General features: G+C 46.6%; 15 protein-coding genes. 6 read left to right on the top strand and 9 right to left on the bottom strand.

Going from position 1 to position 17,631, the window contains the following annotated elements:
• Nucleotides 1-93: 93 nt before the first annotated feature.
• On the top strand, nucleotides 94-501 hold the full coding sequence (locus tag QUB70_RS26740) for a GNAT family N-acetyltransferase (RefSeq protein WP_332984520.1): 408 nt from the start codon (nucleotides 94-96) through the stop codon (nucleotides 499-501).
• Nucleotides 502-617: 116 nt separating this feature from the next.
• Here QUB70_RS26740 and QUB70_RS26745 read toward each other — a convergent pair whose 3' ends face one another.
• On the bottom strand, nucleotides 618-1,517 hold the full coding sequence (locus tag QUB70_RS26745) for an ABC transporter ATP-binding protein (RefSeq protein ID WP_332984521.1): 900 nt from the start codon (nucleotides 1,515-1,517) through the stop codon (nucleotides 618-620).
• Nucleotides 1,518-1,743: 226 nt separating this feature from the next.
• Nucleotides 1,744-2,517 (bottom strand): ABC transporter permease, encoded by a 774-nt coding sequence (locus QUB70_RS26750; RefSeq protein ID WP_332984523.1) that lies wholly within the window; start codon nucleotides 2,515-2,517, stop codon nucleotides 1,744-1,746.
• Between the two features lie 97 nt (nucleotides 2,518-2,614).
• On the opposite strand from QUB70_RS26750, the gene QUB70_RS26755 reads away from it, so the two are divergent.
• Both QUB70_RS26755 and QUB70_RS26760 read left to right on the top strand, forming a co-directional pair.
• A complete protein-coding gene (locus tag QUB70_RS26755; protein ID WP_332984524.1) occupies nucleotides 2,615-2,818 on the top strand; it encodes a type II toxin-antitoxin system RelE family toxin in 204 nt (67 codons plus the stop codon).
• Nucleotides 2,819-3,038: 220 nt separating this feature from the next.
• Nucleotides 3,039-3,341: a hypothetical protein gene (locus tag QUB70_RS26760; RefSeq protein ID WP_332984526.1), complete on the top strand. Its 303-nt coding sequence runs from the start codon at nucleotides 3,039-3,041 to the stop codon at nucleotides 3,339-3,341.
• On the opposite strand, the gene QUB70_RS26765 is transcribed toward QUB70_RS26760, so the two are convergent.
• From QUB70_RS26765 to QUB70_RS26780, 4 genes are all read right to left on the bottom strand, one after another.
• Nucleotides 3,334-4,377 (bottom strand): hypothetical protein, encoded by a 1,044-nt coding sequence (locus QUB70_RS26765; protein ID WP_332984527.1) that lies wholly within the window; start codon nucleotides 4,375-4,377, stop codon nucleotides 3,334-3,336. The genes QUB70_RS26760 and QUB70_RS26765 overlap by 8 nt on opposite strands.
• 643 nt (nucleotides 4,378-5,020) lie before the next feature.
• Entirely contained in the window at nucleotides 5,021-5,734 is a 714-nt protein-coding gene (locus QUB70_RS26770) for a hypothetical protein (RefSeq protein WP_332984528.1), read from the bottom strand.
• A 208-nt stretch (nucleotides 5,735-5,942) separates the two neighbouring features.
• Nucleotides 5,943-6,968 carry an ABC transporter permease gene (locus QUB70_RS26775; RefSeq protein WP_332984529.1) on the bottom strand — a complete coding sequence of 342 codons (1,026 nt, stop codon included), beginning with the start codon at nucleotides 6,966-6,968 and terminating at the stop codon, nucleotides 5,943-5,945.
• Nucleotides 6,969-7,318: 350 nt separating this feature from the next.
• Nucleotides 7,319-7,663, bottom strand: a complete 345-nt coding sequence (locus tag QUB70_RS26780; RefSeq protein ID WP_332984530.1) for a hypothetical protein — start codon at nucleotides 7,661-7,663, stop codon at nucleotides 7,319-7,321.
• Nucleotides 7,664-8,189: 526 nt separating this feature from the next.
• On the opposite strand from QUB70_RS26780, the gene QUB70_RS26785 reads away from it, so the two are divergent.
• Complete coding sequence (locus QUB70_RS26785) at nucleotides 8,190-11,579, top strand: PAS domain S-box protein (protein WP_442927835.1); 3,390 nt, start codon at nucleotides 8,190-8,192, stop codon at nucleotides 11,577-11,579.
• A 174-nt stretch (nucleotides 11,580-11,753) separates the two neighbouring features.
• A complete protein-coding gene (locus QUB70_RS26790) occupies nucleotides 11,754-12,473 on the top strand; it encodes a Uma2 family endonuclease (protein ID WP_332984533.1) in 720 nt (239 codons plus the stop codon).
• Between the two features lie 251 nt (nucleotides 12,474-12,724).
• Here QUB70_RS26790 and QUB70_RS26795 read toward each other — a convergent pair whose 3' ends face one another.
• The 3 genes from QUB70_RS26795 to QUB70_RS26805 form a co-directional block, all read right to left on the bottom strand.
• Nucleotides 12,725-13,795 (bottom strand): ABC transporter permease, encoded by a 1,071-nt coding sequence (locus QUB70_RS26795; RefSeq protein ID WP_332984534.1) that lies wholly within the window; start codon nucleotides 13,793-13,795, stop codon nucleotides 12,725-12,727.
• Nucleotides 13,796-14,040: 245 nt separating this feature from the next.
• A complete protein-coding gene (locus QUB70_RS26800; RefSeq protein WP_332984536.1) occupies nucleotides 14,041-15,174 on the bottom strand; it encodes an AI-2E family transporter in 1,134 nt (377 codons plus the stop codon).
• 115 nt (nucleotides 15,175-15,289) lie between these two features.
• Entirely contained in the window at nucleotides 15,290-15,472 is a 183-nt protein-coding gene (locus QUB70_RS26805; RefSeq protein WP_332984537.1) for a hypothetical protein, read from the bottom strand.
• 115 nt (nucleotides 15,473-15,587) lie between these two features.
• Here QUB70_RS26805 and QUB70_RS26810 point away from each other — a divergent pair, with 115 nt between their 5' ends.
• Complete coding sequence (locus QUB70_RS26810) at nucleotides 15,588-17,408, top strand: efflux RND transporter periplasmic adaptor subunit (RefSeq protein WP_332984538.1); 1,821 nt, start codon at nucleotides 15,588-15,590, stop codon at nucleotides 17,406-17,408.
• Nucleotides 17,409-17,631 lie beyond the last annotated feature (223 nt).

The following is a 17,631-nucleotide window of genomic DNA, read 5'->3' on the forward strand; positions in this document are numbered from 1 at the left end:
TTCATAATTTCAGAAATCGCGTATTAGCTTGTTTTTCTGATTAGATAAAATTATCACCACAAGTTCAGGAGAGCCATCCAACCTTGGGTAGAAATGTTCAACCAGTCGTTTATCGATCACTGGAACCACCACGATTTAACTGCCGAAACCGTGCGATACTGGATGCAAGACGAGAATTATCAGCCGGAATTAGATTTAATTGCTGTTTCGGGCGATCGTAAATTTGCAGCTTTTTGCGACTGTCAAATCAAACCCCAAAAAAATGCCCGCAGCGGCACAAAAGACGGGTGGATTGAATTGTTGGGTACGAGGCGCGACTTTCGGAAAATGGGTTTAGGAAAAGCGATGCTGCTGGCGGGTTTGCATAAGTTGAAAGCGGCGGGTGCAAACACAGCTAAACTCAGCGTCGATGCTGACAGTTTGACGGGGGCGACAAAGCTTTACAAATCTGTCGGTTTCCGCCCGATGGAAACTTGGATCGAGTGGGCTAAGACAGTGTAAATTCGTTAGGGTAGTCAGAAACCGGGTTTTTGCGAGATACTGTGTTACAGTCGGCAAAAATGGCAATAAACCCGGTTTCTTTGGTTTTTGAAGCGCACCGGGCGGATGAACGCGGATTATGATACAGTTTGTTTAGTCACTTCTACATAAATATGTTCTAGCCGCACCGGATACCGAGCGATTGAATCAATAGAAATCCCATCAAAACGCAAAATAATCTCTTTTAATTCTAAACGTTCCGGCAGCCAAAAAGCTAAATCGCTACCGTAGCGGCGGGGGATGAAACTGTATTGTTTAGCGCGGGCGATGACTTCAGCTTCTTCGTCGGTTTTTACCACGATAATTTCTTGAGCCGGAATCAGTTTTTGCAACTCTTCTAAACTACCTTCAGCCACAATACTGCCATTCTTCAGAATCCCAATTCTCTGACACAGCCGCTCAGCTTCATCCAACAAGTGAGTTGTCAGCAAAACTGTAATTCCTTCCGATTGCAAGCGCTGAATTAACTCCCAAATTTCATAGCGAGCCTCAATATCTAAACCCGTTGTCGGTTCATCCAAAATCACTAATTTTGGCTGGTGAACCAAAGCCACCGCAATATTCAAACGTCGCTGCATTCCTCCGCTCAAAGTTTCCACCGGGCTTGTAGCTCTATCTGTCAAATTTACTGCTTTCAAACAGTGTCTTACTTGATAGTGGCGCTGTTTGCGCTCTAAGCCGTAAATTTGAGCAAAAAAATTGAGGTTTTCTTCGCAGCTAAGGCTTTTGTAAAGCAAATTTTCTTGGGGCGCTACACCTATTAACAATTTGGTAGCTTCGGAAACAGGTTCGCCATTGATAAAAACTTTGCCACTGTCGGCATTTAGCAAATTGCATAAAATATTGATAGTTGTAGTTTTGCCCGCCCCGTTTGGCCCGAGCAAACCGTAAATTTCTCCAGCTTGAATGTGGAGTGTTAAATCTCGAAGCACTGAACGCTCGCCGTAAGACTTATTTAGCTTTTCTATTTGCAGCACTGCTTTAATTCTCCGTATTATTTTATATATTTACGGTTGTTTCTGAAGGATTAAACCGCAGAGAGCGCAGAGGGCGCTGAGGAAGAGAAGAGAGAGATGAATAATTAGGACATAATGAGATAAGCTGTTGTGCATTTAATTTGTATGTTGAGGGCGGGCAAGATGCCCACCCCACAAGAGGAAAAATTTATTTGACTATGCAATTTAAATGCGGATTAGCTTAGTTTTAAAGTCTTCTTTCTACTCTCAGCATCCTGCGGTAAGAAAGCCATCCACCTGCAATCATGGCAATAGAAAATATGAATAAATACCAAAAGTGTTCTGCAATATCAGCCAAGTCTTTGCCGTCAGCCCACACGCCCATGAGCGCTTCGTTCATGTGATAAATTGGATTGTACTGGGCGATATCCAGCAAACTTTTGGGAAAGAGCGAAGTCGGCAAAAATGCGCCTCCTAAAATCAACAAGGGGACGCCGAAAGCTGCTACTAGGGAGTTGACATCTTCAGTGCGCCTCGCAAACTGGGTGCCGAGAATAAAGCCTACACCTACATAAGATACAATACTGAGCAAAATAATCGCACATCCTAACAGAATAGAGCCTTGAAATTGCGCTCCTAAACAAGAGGCGATCGCATATACTAAAATTACCTGACCGATGCCGATGCAACTGTGAGCCAGAAAAATTCCTAAAAAGTAGGAAGTGCCGCTCAGGGGCGAAATAAACAAGCGTTTGAGAGTATGCTGTTCTCGCTCTGCTACTACCGTTGCGACACTCCCGCCGAGACAGCTAAAAAATAAGGCTGCTCCTACTAAACTTGCAGGTGCAGCAACTTCAAAGGCTTTTGCTGTGCTGAGATTAGCGCGTTCTTTTAAAATTAAACCGTTAATTAACAAGATAGAAACTGGAAAAATACTCCACAAGACTAAGCTGCGTCGCCGCCTCCCCAATTCAATTAAAATTCGCTGGGCTACTGCGAGCGTTTCGTACCAGTATTTCATAGGAAATATGTTAGCATTGTTATTGTCGGAAATCAAAAATAAAAGTTAATAGCCTATGATACAGTCATTTCACAAGCTTGTCAAATAACAGTTCAAAATGTACACCATTGAATTGACATCAGAAGCCGAAGACGATCTTAAGTGGTTCGACAGACGCGAGCGAAATATCATTGTAGACGGAATCACAACCAACCTGAGCTACGAGCCAACCGTCATGACAATGAATCGAAAACCTTGTCGAGATGACGGTACAAAAATTGCCGATTGGGAATTGCGTATTGGTGTGTATCGGGTATATTAGACCTCTTGCAAAAATCCTTTCATCAATTGATGGAACGGGCTCTCCGGCCCGTTCCACAAGAGTTATTTTTTCTTGTGGAACGGGCATCTTGCCCGTTCTAATTATTTTTGCAAGAGGTCTATTACAACGTGGAAGAACAAGTCCGTGTCGTTGCGATCGAACGGATTGGTGAAAAACCCAATAATACTGTTTTTTTTCGTGGCCAACAGGAGGAATGACTATGTTATGGACTTACCGCGTATTTCACGATCCAGGCGGTTATTGTATCCGCATCGTGTATTACGAACGCGACAAGACGCTTATCGGTTATCAGAAAGAGCCTACGATGCCTACAGGCGAAACGGCTGAAGATTTACTGCAAGACATCGAAGCGTTTAAACAGGCATTTGAGTTACCTATCCTCACAATGGATGAACTTGAGGCTGAACTAGCAACCCGCCCTCCGAAGCCAAAAAAAGATCGGAGTCAAAACAAAACGCTCGATCGAGTAATCGCCGAATTAGACGCGGAAATTCTTACTTAATCGTAAAGTTCGTACCTCTGTAGCATCCTTGAAAAGAAGTTAAACTAATTCGGTTTCTCTGTTCCAATTTAGTCACGAGGGAAGAATTATTGCTACTTTCAGCGGTAGCATCCCACTTGTAGATAAAGTCGCCGAGATAGTCTCCGGTTTCTTCGTAGCTGTGCTCTTCAATTGGAATTCCCGAAACTCCTGAAACAGTTTGGTTTTGGTATCCGTTAACGATGATTTTTTCGATAACTGCGCCCGGTTCTGCGGTAATGTTCCATTGCACGGGTTCATAAGCTGAAAGTGCGAGAATTATTGGCTTGTTTCGGCGTTCTACTTTGACTTCGATCGCACTTTTTGATAAATCTCGGTTCTTATGATCCGCATTGGCTTCGTAAACGCCTATTACGTGAAGTTCTTTGTTTCCGCTTGAGGAACCGATATAAGCTGAAAAATCATCGGAACCGCCAAACCCGCAGTTAGCGGCAGAACTAATTGGGGAAATAAAAGTGGTTTTTTCAGCTAGTTTCTGCTGCACCGCCGGTACTACCCAGACTCCGGTTCCGACTCCCAAAGCACCTATCAAAGCGGCGGCGATTCCGAAAGGAAGGGCATTTGTCAGGTGGCGAAAAGCTGGTTTTGCCGTTAATTGAGATAGGGTTTGCTGCCAAGTTTCACCAGTTTGTCGATCGGCATTCCCGCCATCTAGACAGGCCAATAAACCTAAACTTTCCGGCTGTTCGAGCAGGCTTTGAACTGCTTTCCCTTCGCCGACGTAGAGATTTCTAGTTTCGCTGTCCAAAAGCAGCCAGTAGCGATCGCCCTCGCCGAGGTTGTATTCTTGCAGGGCAGGATCGACTAAATCGTGCTGTAAAAACACCAGCCAAGCCATATTATTGCCAGTGCCGACTGTTTTGCCGTCGCTGGAAATAAGTTGGTCGATGTCGGGTTCCCAGCGCCAAGCTACCCAGCGACTATCTCCTCGATAGCCGAGGGATTTTTCCAGTTGCGGATGAGCGGTTATTTCTAAGCGTTGAACTAAGTTTGACACTAGATGTCCTCCTCAAGTGCGATCGGGTTTAGAGGAATTTTGTTGCAATTTAAAACACATATTTTGCTCATGAAGAGCCTCCGAGTAATCGCGTTAATTTTGTTTCCCTAATGTGAGTCGGTACTTTCCGAACCACACTGGCTCAACCAAAATATGCCTGTTTAATGGCTTAGCTTTAGAACTTGGAGCTGGCGAGCACCCGCCTGGTAATAACTTTAACCTTTGCTGATAACTAATCCTGTTATACCAATTTAATGTGAAGTTGGACATATTTCGATCCCCCTAAATCCCCCTTAAGAAGGGGGACTTTGAGCGGAATCTTGTCCCCCCCTTATTAAGGGGGGCTAGGGGGGATCTGATTCTACGGGGCCTCATAAAAAATTGGTATTACGGATTAAAGCTGGCTATCTCTCACTGATTCTACCTGGTTGTCCAGTTGTGAAAGAGCGCTTAGCCGATAGCGTCTACAAGTTCTTAGCTTAACTTTTATTTGGCTACTCTGCTACAAAATATGCCGATCGCACCTGACATCAATATTACGCAGGCAAATAAATATTCCGGCTTTCTCGCGGGTGAACTATCCCTGAAAAAGAGATGGTTTGAGAGAAACCCGGTTGCTGTAAAAGTTCTGACACTTCGCCTATTACTGGCGGGGGCCATCAATCGCATCTCTAGTCGGTGCAACACCTCCCGGGCCAAAGGAGCTCGGCGGCACTCTCGGAAGATTGAGATTGGGATTGGGAACTAAATCGCTGTTGCTGTCACCAGCAGTTCCACCCGTGGGAGACGCACTGTTATTGGGGCCGGTACTCGGCGAACTTCCCGGATTGAGATTATTCTGATTGGTATTGGGCGAAGTTCCCGGATTGGCATTATTGGGAGTGGTATAGGGCGCACTTCCCGGATTGAGATTATTGGGATTGGTATTGGGCGAAGTTCCCGGATTGAGATTATTCGGATTGGTATTGGGCGAAGTTCCCGGATTGAGATTATTCTGATTGTTGGGATTTGCCGTGCCTGTTGGAGTAGTTATCGGCGTGCCGGCACCATCTATGGTGATGGCGTTAGGGTTCGGGGCAGCAGCCGGATTGCCCGCATTGGGGTTATTCGCAGGAGCGTTGGCGGGGTTGCTGGCAGCCGGAGCAGTGTTTTGGGGAGCGACGTTGGTGCCGCACAAGCTGACTAAATCAAAAGTTGTGCCGCTTGGGGTTTCGATGAAGCAAACCGGCACGTTTACTCGGGGGTTGGAGGCTCTGGGAAAATCGGCTGTTTCTGGCATGGGACGGCTAAAGGCAGCTTCAGCCATGAGTGGGGTCAAGGCAGCCGATAGAGCGGCGATTGTCCGCAATAATCTCATCAGCGTTTCCTCAAATGTTGAATTTTATTTTCTCCAGTATTGCCCATAAATTGCCAAGTGTCGTCACTCTAAAAGCCGATCGATCTTTTTGAGAACTGCTTCTACAGAGCCACCGCTGGCTAAAACATCTCGCGCTGACAGAAAGTACAGGTAGAAAAAGCCGAGAGTCCCAAAGTCGCGCATCCGTTGCCCTTCTTCCTTGATATTTTTAATACCGAATTCGCGGGTCAACGTAAGCGTTCAAAATATCAATTACAATACTGGCAATTACAACTATTCCAGCAAAAAACACCACAATACCTTGAACAGTTGGATAATCTCGCAAGCTAATCGCTTCGTAAAGGCGATTTGCCAGCCCCGGCCAAGAAAAAGTAACCTCTGTTAAAATAGCACCGCCCAACAGTGCAGCAAAAGTCAATCCTAAGACAGTAATCACCGGAATTAGCGCATTTTTCAGAGCGTGAGCCCATAAAATCTGCAATTCAGGAATTCCGCGAGCTCTAGCTGCTTCGACATAATCTGCTTGCAAAGTTTGCTTGAGATTCACCCTGACAATGCGCTCGAAAATGCCGCTCAAAAGAATCCCCAACGTCAAACTCGGAAGTGCCAAATAATGCAAAGATGTGAGAAACTGACCGGGGTTAGCGCTGAGGAGACTGTCAATAGTGTAGAGTCCCGTGTAGCCTTCGGGGGCGGGGAATGTCACGGGAAAGCGAGTTCCCAAAGGAAACCATCCCAACTGCACCGCGAAAATTAATTGTAAAACCATGCCGGCCCAAAAAGCGGGCAGCGAGTAAGTGATAATGCCAAACAAACGGCCTACAGCATCGAAAATAGTGTTGGGGCGGGATGCTGCCAGGGAGCCGATACTGATGCCGACAATTAAAGCTATGGCCATGCTACAAACTGCTAATTCCACTGTAGCGGGGAAATAATCTCCGATAATTTGCCACACGGTTTGTCCGCGAGTGGTGATGGAGGTTCCCAAGTCCAGACTGAATAAGTCTTTCATGTATTTGAGATATTGCTCCCACAAGGGTGCGTCGAGGCCGAGTTGGGTTCGCATTGCTTCTTTGGCGGCTGCGGGAGCTCGGGAGCCCAGAATGGCATCTATGGGGTCGCCCGGAGTGGCCCGCAGCAGCAAAAATACTGCTGTGGTGATTGTCCACAACATTAGCGGTGCCAGGAGCAAGCGGACAAAAATATAAGATTGCAGGGCTTTGGAACGAGACATAGGATTTGGGAATTGGGAATTGCGAAGTCATTAGTCATTGGGCAGATGTTGAATACCAATTTTTTATGAGGCCCCGTAGAATCCGATCCCCCCTAGCCCCCCTTAATAAGGGGGGGGACAAGATTCCGATCGAAGTCCCCCTTATGAAGGGGATTTAGGGGGATCGAGATATGTGCAACTTCACATTAAATTGGTAGAAAGCATCAGGCAGATCGAAGGTAGAAGGTGGAAGAAACAGCTTATTGTATATGCGACTTCCGTGTCGCGAATCAGGGGAATTGAGAATTGCGAATAGACAGTTGAGTTGATTTTTGCGAAAAAGTCGATCGCCAATTACCAATTCCCCAATCTTATTCGCCTAGCAGCGATTCAAATGCGGCTTGCAAAGACTTGATATCGCCTACTCTGGCTACTAACAAGTTTTCGCTGCCGGCATCCTCCAGCCTGTGCTTCCAATACTGAATGCTATCGGAGTTGTTCATCCAGAAACTAATCACGGTGTTTACGACTCGATCGACATCCCAGCCGCGGTTAGGAGAAACTGTCTCCACAGATGCCACAAACGCATCGAGAGTGCACTTCCTGTTTCCCAAGTATTCTACACCTGACGGCTGCTGTTGTTGCAGCAATTCCTGCTGCTGGTTAAAAAATGTTAAAGTTGGAGATACGCCCAGGATTTCAAATGTATAGCTCATGTCATCCTCCAAAAGTATTATTTTGCCAAAATATCGATCGTCCAAAAAGCTGAAAACACTCTAATTGGCCGTTGGCGCAAAATCGCCTACGCTTAAATTTTTCCCGATAGTTTGCTCTGGATTTTGCCCGCTTATTTTATTAATAGCAAATTTTAAAAGGGAAGATTGTTAAATTGTTTACATTTATCGCGATCGCAATCCTCAAACAACCACCGGTATTTTCACAGTAGGTTGGGTTGAGGTACGAAACCCAACCTACTTTCTGAAGATTGTTAAATTACTTACATTTGTCCCCCTCACCACCCCCAACTCAACTGACAAGAGAATAGCGGTGGTATTTTTTTGAGCAACCAAGTTGCTAGTTTTTTTTTATGCCGCCGAGAAAGCGCCGAGATTAGTGGTAGCTTAGGTTTAGGGAATCTACTTTCGCAGCAAGCATACGGAAAGCCGGTATTGTAAAACATCTGTCAAAATATTGGTGTTATTGAAAAGCCTGAGTTCTCGCCTGATGAAAAGCTCGCCCAAGATGTCACTGAGCCTAGTTTTGTTGATACCGCTGGTGGTGCAAATCTCCGTAGCAGTCGGCGTGACTGGATGGCTGTCGTTTCGCAACGGCCAGAAAGCCGTCAATGACCTTGCTAACAGGTTAAGCTTGGAAGTCGCAGCCAGGACTAAAGAACATTTTCAAAGTTTTGGCGATGTGTCTCATTTGTTCCTGCAAATGAATGCTGCTGCGATCGCCTCGGGAAATTTAGACCCTGAAGACTTCCCTAACTTAGAGCGCTATTTGTGGAACCAGACCAAGCTGAGCGATCGAACTACAACCATCTACTACGGCGACGAACAGGGCAAATTTCTCTTGCTCAAGAGAGAATCAGAAGACTTAGTATACATCAGAGACGAATCAACAGCTCCAAACCGCGAAATTTATCGCCTGAACAGCCAAGGAAATCGCACTGAGCTAATTCAAACCGTCCCCTACGAGCCCCGTACTAGACCGTGGTACAAAGCTGCCAAACAGTCAGGAAAAGCCACTTGGTCTCCCATCTACGTCTTCACGGCCTCGCCAGTTCTGGGGATTACACCGGTGATGCCCATCTACACTCAAACGGGCAGCCTGCGGGGGGTACTGGCAATTGACCTGACTCTTTCTCAAATCAGCGATTTTCTCAAAAGCATCAAAATTAGCCCGTCGGGACAAGTTTTTGCGATCGAACGCAGCGGGGAAGTAGTCGCCAGTTCCACAGACGAATTGCCCTTTGTCACCGACAAAGACGGACAAAAACGGCTGTTGGCGACTAGGAGCAAAAATTTGCTAATTCGATCGGCCTCGACATACTTGCAAAAACGATTTGGCAGTTTTGAACAAATTGACAGCAAAGGACAGTTTACCTTCGATCTAGACGGCAAACGTCAATTCATTACAGTTGCTCCCCTGCGAGACGGCCGCGGCCTCGATTGGCTGATTGTAGTCGCAATCCCAGAAGCAGACTTCATGGGGCAAATTAACGCCAACACTCGCACAACTATCTTATTGTGCTTTTTTGCCTTCCTACTGGCGATCGCACTCGGAATATTTACCTCTCGCTGGGTTGTCAAACCGATTACCCGATTGCTAGAAGCTTCCAAAGCTTTAACAAAAATGTCCGAATCATCCGACTTCACCTCCTCCGAATTAAACGGCGAAGTCGAAGTTCAAGTCGTCACAGAACTCGGCCTTCTAGCTCAGTCTTTCAATCAAATGGCCCGACAATTGCGATCGTCTTTTGTTGCCCTAGAACAAACCAACTCTAGTTTAGAACAGCGAGTAGCAGAGCGGACTGCCGAACTCGAAGCCGCAGAAGCAGAATTGCGGGCTTTGTTTGCAGCCATGAACGAATTAATTATAGTTATGGATGCCGACGGCCGCTATTTAAAAATCGCGCCCACAAATCTTTCTCTGCTCTACAAACCAATCGAAGAATTAGTTGGTAAAACCGTCGGGGAGGTGTTTCCGCAAGCTACATCAGATAATTTTCTCCACCACATCCGAGCAGCTTTAGATACTCAGCAAACTGTCAGCATCGAGTACGATTTAACGATTGACAACCGCGAAGTTTGTTTTGCAGCCAGCATTTCACCGCTTTCAGAAGAATCCGTCATTTTGGTAGCCCGCGATATTACCGAACAGAAGCGAGCAGAATCGGCGCGACGCCAAAGGCAAAAACAATTGCTCAAACAAAATACGGTTTTGGTAGAATTGGCAAGAAATAAAGCGCTGTATCGAGGTGATTTGCAAGTAGCTTTGAGGCAAATCACCGAAGCGGCCGCTCATACCCTAGATGCAGAAGAAGCCGGAGCGTGGTTGTACGACGAAAGCCGATCGAAACTGCAATGTCTCGACCAATTTCACCGCAGCAGCGAACAGCATGAAGTAGGCGCCGAGATCGCAGCAGCAGACTATCCAACTTATTTTAAAGCTTTGGAAGAATACCGGACGATCGCAGCGGACGACGCTCTCTCAGATATTAGAACCAGAGAAGTTGTGGAATCTTACTTTGCACTCATCGGCATCAGATCCACCTTAGATGCGCCGGTGCGACTGGGAGGACAAACCGTCGGAGTCATCTGCATCGAACAAGTGGGAACTACTCGCAACTGGACAGTAGAAGAACAAAATTTTGCTGCTTCCCTCGCAGATTTAGTATCATTGGCGATCGAAGCCAGCGAGCGCGATCGTACACAAATCGCTTTGCGTCAAGCAGAACAAAAATATCGCAGCATCTTTGAAAATGCCGTCGAAGGCATTTTTCAAAGAACCCCCGAAGGCCACTTCTTGAGCGTAAATCCAGCTTTAGCCCGCATCTACGGCTACGCCACTCCCGAAGAATTAACATCCAATCTCACAAACATCAAGCAGCAAGCTTACGTCAATCCTCAGCAGGGCGACAAGTTCATGCGGGTGATGGAAGAATTCGGAGAAGTTTCGGGGTTTGAGTCAGAAGTTTACCGCGTTGACGGCAGCGTAATTTGGATTTCCGAAAGCGCCCGTGCAGTGTGCGGCGCCGACGGCAAGGTACTCTACTATGAAGGCAGCGTCGAGGATATTAGCGATCGCAAAGTCTTTGAATCCGCCTTGCAACTCGCCCTAGAAGCAGCCGAAGCCGCTTCCACCGCAAAAAGCGCATTTTTGGCAAACATGAGCCACGAACTGCGAACACCTCTGAATGCCATCATCGGCTACAGCGAAATGCTCCAAGAAGAAACCGAAGAATTGGGCTACGATGAACTCACCCCTGATTTAGACAAAATTCGCACTTCCGGCAGACACTTGCTATCGCTAATTAACGACATTCTCGACATTTCTAAAATCGAAGCCGGCCGCATGGATCTTTACTTAGAAACCTTCGACATCGCCGCCTTGATTGAAGAAGTCGCCTCCACCGCCGCACCGCTAATTCAGAAGAACGGCAACACTCTCAACTTGCACCAAATTACGAATATCGGCACGATGCACGGTGACATTACCAAAGTGCAGCAGATTTTATTAAATTTGCTGAGCAATGCTGCCAAATTCACTCAAAACGGTACAATTACCCTCACAGCCAGCCGAGAAAAAATCGCGGGCGACAGCAGCGAATCTAGACAAGAAAACAGTTCAGAACCTGCGGTGAATTCTCAATCTTCAATTGCTAGTAAAGAATTTTTAGTTGTTAATTGTACAGATACAGGAATTGGGATGACTCCCGACCAGTTGCAGCACATTTTCCAACCCTTTACCCAAGCAGACGCTTCCACCACCCGCAAGTACGGCGGCACCGGTTTGGGACTAGCCATCAGCCAGCGTTTTTGCCTAATGATGGGCGGCAATATTTCCGTAAAAAGTCAGGAGGGTGTTGGTTCTACTTTTACGATCGGCTTACCTCTAAATAATTAGCAGAAAGCATAAAAGTAAACCCAGCTTGTTCAAGCTGTATCTTATAACAGTGGTGGACGCAAAGTGTCCGTATATGGTGTTTTTTTAGGGGCAATCCCCCGCTTAACAACTCCTACACCTCGGTATAATGAATAAGTCCTATTATAATAAAAATTAGTTTTGAGGAAAGCCGCAATGTTACAGTACAACTTGCCGAGGAACTTGCCCTCAGCCGATGAACTGCTAGACTCGGATGAAACGCCTGTGGATAATGAACTGCAAGAACTAATACCGGGGTTGTTAAAAGCAATATTGCTCATACTTTGGGCAGAACGCATGGACTGGTTTTTTGGGATAGATATGGGTATTTACCATCACCCTGACGAACCGCCCATTGTCCCAGATGCTTTCTTAAGTTTAGGAGTAGAACGGTTTTACGACGAAGAATTGCGTCCCAGTTACGTGGTGTGGGATGAAAATGTCATGCCGCTTTTCGTGCTAGAAGTTGTTTCCCCAACTTATCGCAAGGAATACAGCACAAAATTAGAGACTTATCAAGCTTTAGGCGTACTTTATTACGTCATTTATTCTTCCCGCCGCCGTCGTAAACCTCATTTGGAAGTACACAAGTTAGTCAATGGGAAGTACGAGTTACAGTCAGGAAATCCAGTTTGGATGCCAGAAATAGGTTTGGGGATTGGTTGTGAAAGGGGAAATTATTCTGGGGTGACAAGGGAATGGTTGTATTGGTATGACGCCGATGGAAAACGCTATCTGACACCTGAAGAACAGGTGAAAGAATCAGCGCAGCGCGCCCAACAATTAGAGCAGCGCGCCCAAGAATCAGCGCAGCGCGCCCAACAATTAGCTCAACGATTGCGGGAGTTGGGGATAGATCCAGATAGTGTGAACTAATTGCAGTCAGTAATTCGCTTTTTGTGATGAGCTTAAGTTACCCAAATCCAATTTAGTTCTTCTTTTGTTTGGCGGTGCGTGAGTCTCTGTTTTTAAGTACGAAATCCGGGATTTTTCTCTCATATCCTGTCTGGTTGAAGATTTGTCATTCCCAAAGAAGTGAAGAATCTGGCTTTTTCGGCTCTCACGACGACGTGAGAGCTTGACTCATGACAACCAAGTTTTTACGGCACATATTTTGAGAGTATTGTTTAATTCCTTTGAATGCTTCTCGGGTCTAGAGCATCCCGCAACCCATCCCCCAATAAATTAAACGCCAAAACGGTTAAAATAATCAGTATTGCCGGAGGCCAAACCAACCAAGGCTGCAACACTAAAATTGAAGCATTAGTAGACAGGGATAGCAAATTTCCCCAAGAAGGATCGGGCTGTTGAATTCCCAACCCAATTAAACTCAAAACCGACTCCGCCACAATAAAACCCGGAACCGACAAAGTAGCAGAAATAATTACGTAAGTTGCTGTTTGCGGCAACACGTGGCGGACAATAATATAAATTGGATTGGCACCCATAGCCCGCGCCGCCTGCACGAATTCTAGCTGTTTAATTGACAGTACCTGACCGCGAATCACCCGCGCTAAACTCGCCCAACTGATAAATGAAGTAATCAGCACAATCAATATAAATCGCTGAACGCTTGTCAATCCCGGAGGCAGCACTGCTGCTAGCGCTACTAATAAATAAAGACCGGGAATCGTCATCAATACTTCGGCGAAGCGCATTAAAATACTGTCAACCCAACTGCCGAAATAACCAGATATGCCTCCGATCAACAATCCCAAGGGAAAAGAAATTGCTATTCCTACTAAACCGATGCTGAGGCTAATTCTGCTGCCGTGTACTAAGCGACTGAATTGATCGCGAGCTTGTTCATCCGTGCCTAAAAGATTAATTTGGCCTTCTCCTGTAGTGCCAAAAAGGTGCCTGTCAAAAGGCAAAATTCCTAAAAATTTATAGGGAGAAGCTTTGACAAACAAACCTAAAGCAGAGGGTTTTTGCCAGTCTACAATTACCTCGCGATCGCCCGTATTCGCATCCACAGAACCCTGAGTAGTCGGATAAACGTGGGGGCCGATAAATCGCCCGTCTGGGGTGGCTAAATAAATCTGAGTCGGCGGCAGCAAGGAACCGTTTAATTGAGAGTCATAGGGGTCGTAAGGCGCGACAAATTCGGCGAAAAGTGCTACTGTATAAAAAATTAACAGCAGCACGGCTCCCAACCGAGCTAGAGGATTTTTTTTAAGATTTTGCCACCATTTCATAAGTTTTTAGGTTTGAGATTTTAAGTGGGTTCGCAGTAAGAACTAAAGTCCTTTCTTAATGGGTTCAGCAGCAAAGACTGAATCCTTTAATAATAAACTTTTTCATGACTGAAGTCCTTACTAAGCTGTCACGCATTTAAATTACATATTGAGGGCGGGCGGGACGCCCAACCCCTACTCCCCACAAGACGGCGAATGGTTTTTTGACATTCAATTTAAATGCACAACAGCTTACAAACATTAAACTATTTTTGTTCGTCGGCAACCAAAATTATTCTACTTTCATTGTCTGCTATTTTCCCCAATTCCTCGCCGCTAAAGGGATTGTAGAAAAACGAACCTGTTTGCGGCGGCAATTTGGGATTGAGTACAATTTCAACTATACTTTTTACAACCCCAGTGAGCGGAATTGCCAGGATAACTCCCAACAACCCTCCCACTCTACCTCCTAACAGTAAAGCTGTGAAAATAATTACCGGGCTCAATCCGGTGAGATTGCCCATGATTCGGGGAGCTACTACATTATCCTTGATTTGCTGGAGGGCGATCGCCACTACCAAGACTTGCAGCGCCAGCCACCAATCAATAAACGCTACAATTATACTAACAGTGCCAATCCCCAAAGTTGCTCCGATAAACGGAATTATTTCCGTCAATCCTATAAACACGGCAAACAACAGAAAAAACGGAACTTGCAGCCACCAAAAAGCCAGTGTCAACGAGATAGCCATCAATAGTCCCAGCAATAACTGTCCCGATACAAATCGCTGGAGGTTTCGCTGCAAAGTCTCTGTTAAAACATAGCGAATGTCTGGGGAAAAAATACTGGTTAAACCCTGCCAAACTCTTTGCCCGTCTAGGAGCATATAAAAGGAAATCACCACAATAAAAATCAAGTCCAAAAACCAGTTAACAGTACCGACAACTAAGCCTAGACTCGTACCCGCGATCGCCTGCACTTGTTCCTGTACTTTCGCTGATAACTGCTGCTCCAATATTTGCACGTCAAACGGCAAATTGCGATCGGCGCTCCAAGTTTGAAATTCACCTAGCTGCATTCGCCCCGACTCCAGCAAGTCCGGGAACCTCACCCCCAACTGCCTCGCTTGGCTGAACACCGGCGGTACAATAGTTAGACCGATTACTACTACTACCACACCCGCAGTCAAATAAACCAGCCCCGCAGCTACTCCCCGCGGCAAAAATACTTGCAGTCTTGCTACTGCATAATTTAATAAAAATGCAATGAGTCCCGCCGTTACTAAAATGCTGACCAATTCCCCCACATAACTGATAGCAGTCAGGGTAAACCATCCCGTCACTAGCACTAGCAACCAAGTAATTAGAAACTGTTGGACGGGAGAAAAGACACTATTCATTGTGATTTTTGTCAACTAAACAGGCACAAATTTTTTAGTCGCTGTGCCGTATTCTACAACACACATATTAGAGTATAGATTAGCAATAATCAGTTCAAGATTAGACTGAATTCTCTCACCATTGATGACTTGGTGACGGCAAAACCGCTCCGGGACTGACAATGCCAGTTCGATCGCCCCGACGATCGCCCCGACGAGCTAATATTCCGTATGCCCCGGAGGCAGATCGAATTAAATGTCGATCGAACAAACTGTCTATCGAAATCGCCCTTCTCAGGTGAAACGGCGCAACACTCACCCAAAAGGGGGAGGCGCGACTGCTCGTGCCCTCCGCTACAATGAACTAAATAATATCGTAATCTTTCTTTACAATATAAAAAAAGGAAAGGCTCATACTGGCGAGAGGAACTACCGTGACTAATCAAGTTTTTTCAGAAGCCGAAGAAAAGCAACCCCTTCCCCCCGTGGAGAGCGGACGCGACAGGAATTCAGCAGTGGATGTAGCTCAAAGTGAAGTCTCAGACAACTCTCGCTGGCAATTCTCCGCTGAGGAAGATGAACGAGAAGTTGCGCTGGAACTTCCAGAAATCGAGGAGGAACAGGTTTGGGAATCAGAAGCAACTGAAGTTGGGCCCCGCAAAGAAATCAGGTGGCCTGCCTTGTTGGCGGGCGCAGGGGTTGGCGTGGCTGCAACGCTGCTAGCAGTAAACTTGAGTGGGGGCAAGCAGAGTTCACCTCCGGCAGCTCCAATTCCATCGGTAAACCAGCAGGCAATGGCTGCGACGGTGACAGTGGCGCCTGTGGAATCGGCCCAGGTGGGTGAAACTTTGGAAGCGACGGGCACGGTGGCAGCCTATGACTTGCTGCCGGTACTGCCACAAGCCAACGGTTTGCAAATCAAGCAGGTTTTGGTGAATGAAGGGGATGCGGTAGAAAAAGGTCAGACGATGGCGGTTTTGGACGATTCGGTGCTGCGATCGCAAATTGCCGAAGCGCTTGCTGGAGTACAATCGGCTAATTCTACGGTAGAACAAGCCGAAGCTCAGGTGCAGCAAGCCCAGTCTACCCAACAAGAAGCCCAAGCCGGCGTCGCTCAAGCCCAAGCTGGCGTTGAAAAAGCCATCGCTGACGCAGCGCAAGCCCAAACAGGCGTCGGGCAGGCAAGAGCCGGTGTGGAGCAAGCTAAAGCTGGTGTCACTCAAGCTAGAGCCGGCATTGCCTCCGCCCAGGCTCAATTAGATCAAGCTCAAAGAGAAGTAAATCGCAGTCAAAATTTGGCGACTCAGGGAGTAATTAGTCGGCAAGATTTAGAAAGACGCAAGACAGAGCGACAGACTGCGGTTCAAGAATTGAACAAAGCTAAAGCTGACTTGAATACAGCTTTGGAAGAACAGAATAAAGCAGCGGAAGAAGTGCGATCGGCTATTGCTCAAGTAGCTACTGCGGTCGCTAATATCAGTACGGCTAGAGCAGCCCTCGCCAGCGCTCGTGCTAAAGTGAATACGGCCGGAGCGAGTGTCAGCAGTGCGAGAGCAAATGTCGGAAATAACGCAGCAAGTGTCCGCAGCAATGATGCACAAGTCAAACAGTTACAAACTCAACTAGAACAAACTATAGTGCGAGCGCCGGATAGCGGCACTGTGGCTGAAAGAATTGGTCGAGTTGGGGATGTTTCTTCGGGAAGTCAAAAACTCTTTTCGATTATTCGCGGCAACAAGCTGGAACTGCAATTGAAAGTACCGGAAACTCAGGTGGCGCAAGTGCAGCCGGGAACAGCAGTGCAAATTACTTCGGATTCTGACAAGCGGATTAAGTTGTCAGGAACTGTGCGAGATATTTCGCCGCTTGTTGACCCGCAAAATCGGCAAGCTACGGTGAAAATTGATTTGCCGGCAAGCGAGTTTTTGCGATCGGGAATGTTTTTGCGCGCATCGATTTCGACGGCAACGGCTCAAGGTTTGAAAGTCCCCGCTAAAGCTCTTTTGCCACAATCTGACGGCAGTTCTATTGTTTACAAACTTGTCGGCGAGGACAAGGTGCAGGCTCAACCTGTGCAAGTTGGGGAAATTTCTGGGGGCGCTGTTGGCGATTTGACCGATGCTAAGGTAGAGGTTAAACAGGGTTTGAAAGTCGGCGATCGCGTGGTTGTTACTGGGGCTGGTTATCTTAAGGATGGCGATCGGGTTAAAGTTGTTCCTTCCTCTGCCGAGAAGCCTAATGCTCGATCGAAATAAGCAAGCGCCCTCAAAAAGGTAGGAATCAAAAAAAATAATTATTTCATATATAGCAATCCTTGCAGGAGTCGTAAATTTTTTACCCGACTCCAACCCTTCCCGAACCGGCGGGGAGAAAGTCAGAAATTCACAAATGATTTAGGATTGCTAAGGATCGCGAATTAAATAACTTACAATTTTAATTGTTATTGTGGGATGGGCGTCCCGCCCGTCCAAAAAGGGC

It is taken from the genome of Microcoleus sp. A003_D6 (genome assembly GCF_036702825.1).
Lineage (GTDB): Bacteria > Cyanobacteriota > Cyanobacteriia > Cyanobacteriales > Microcoleaceae > Microcoleus.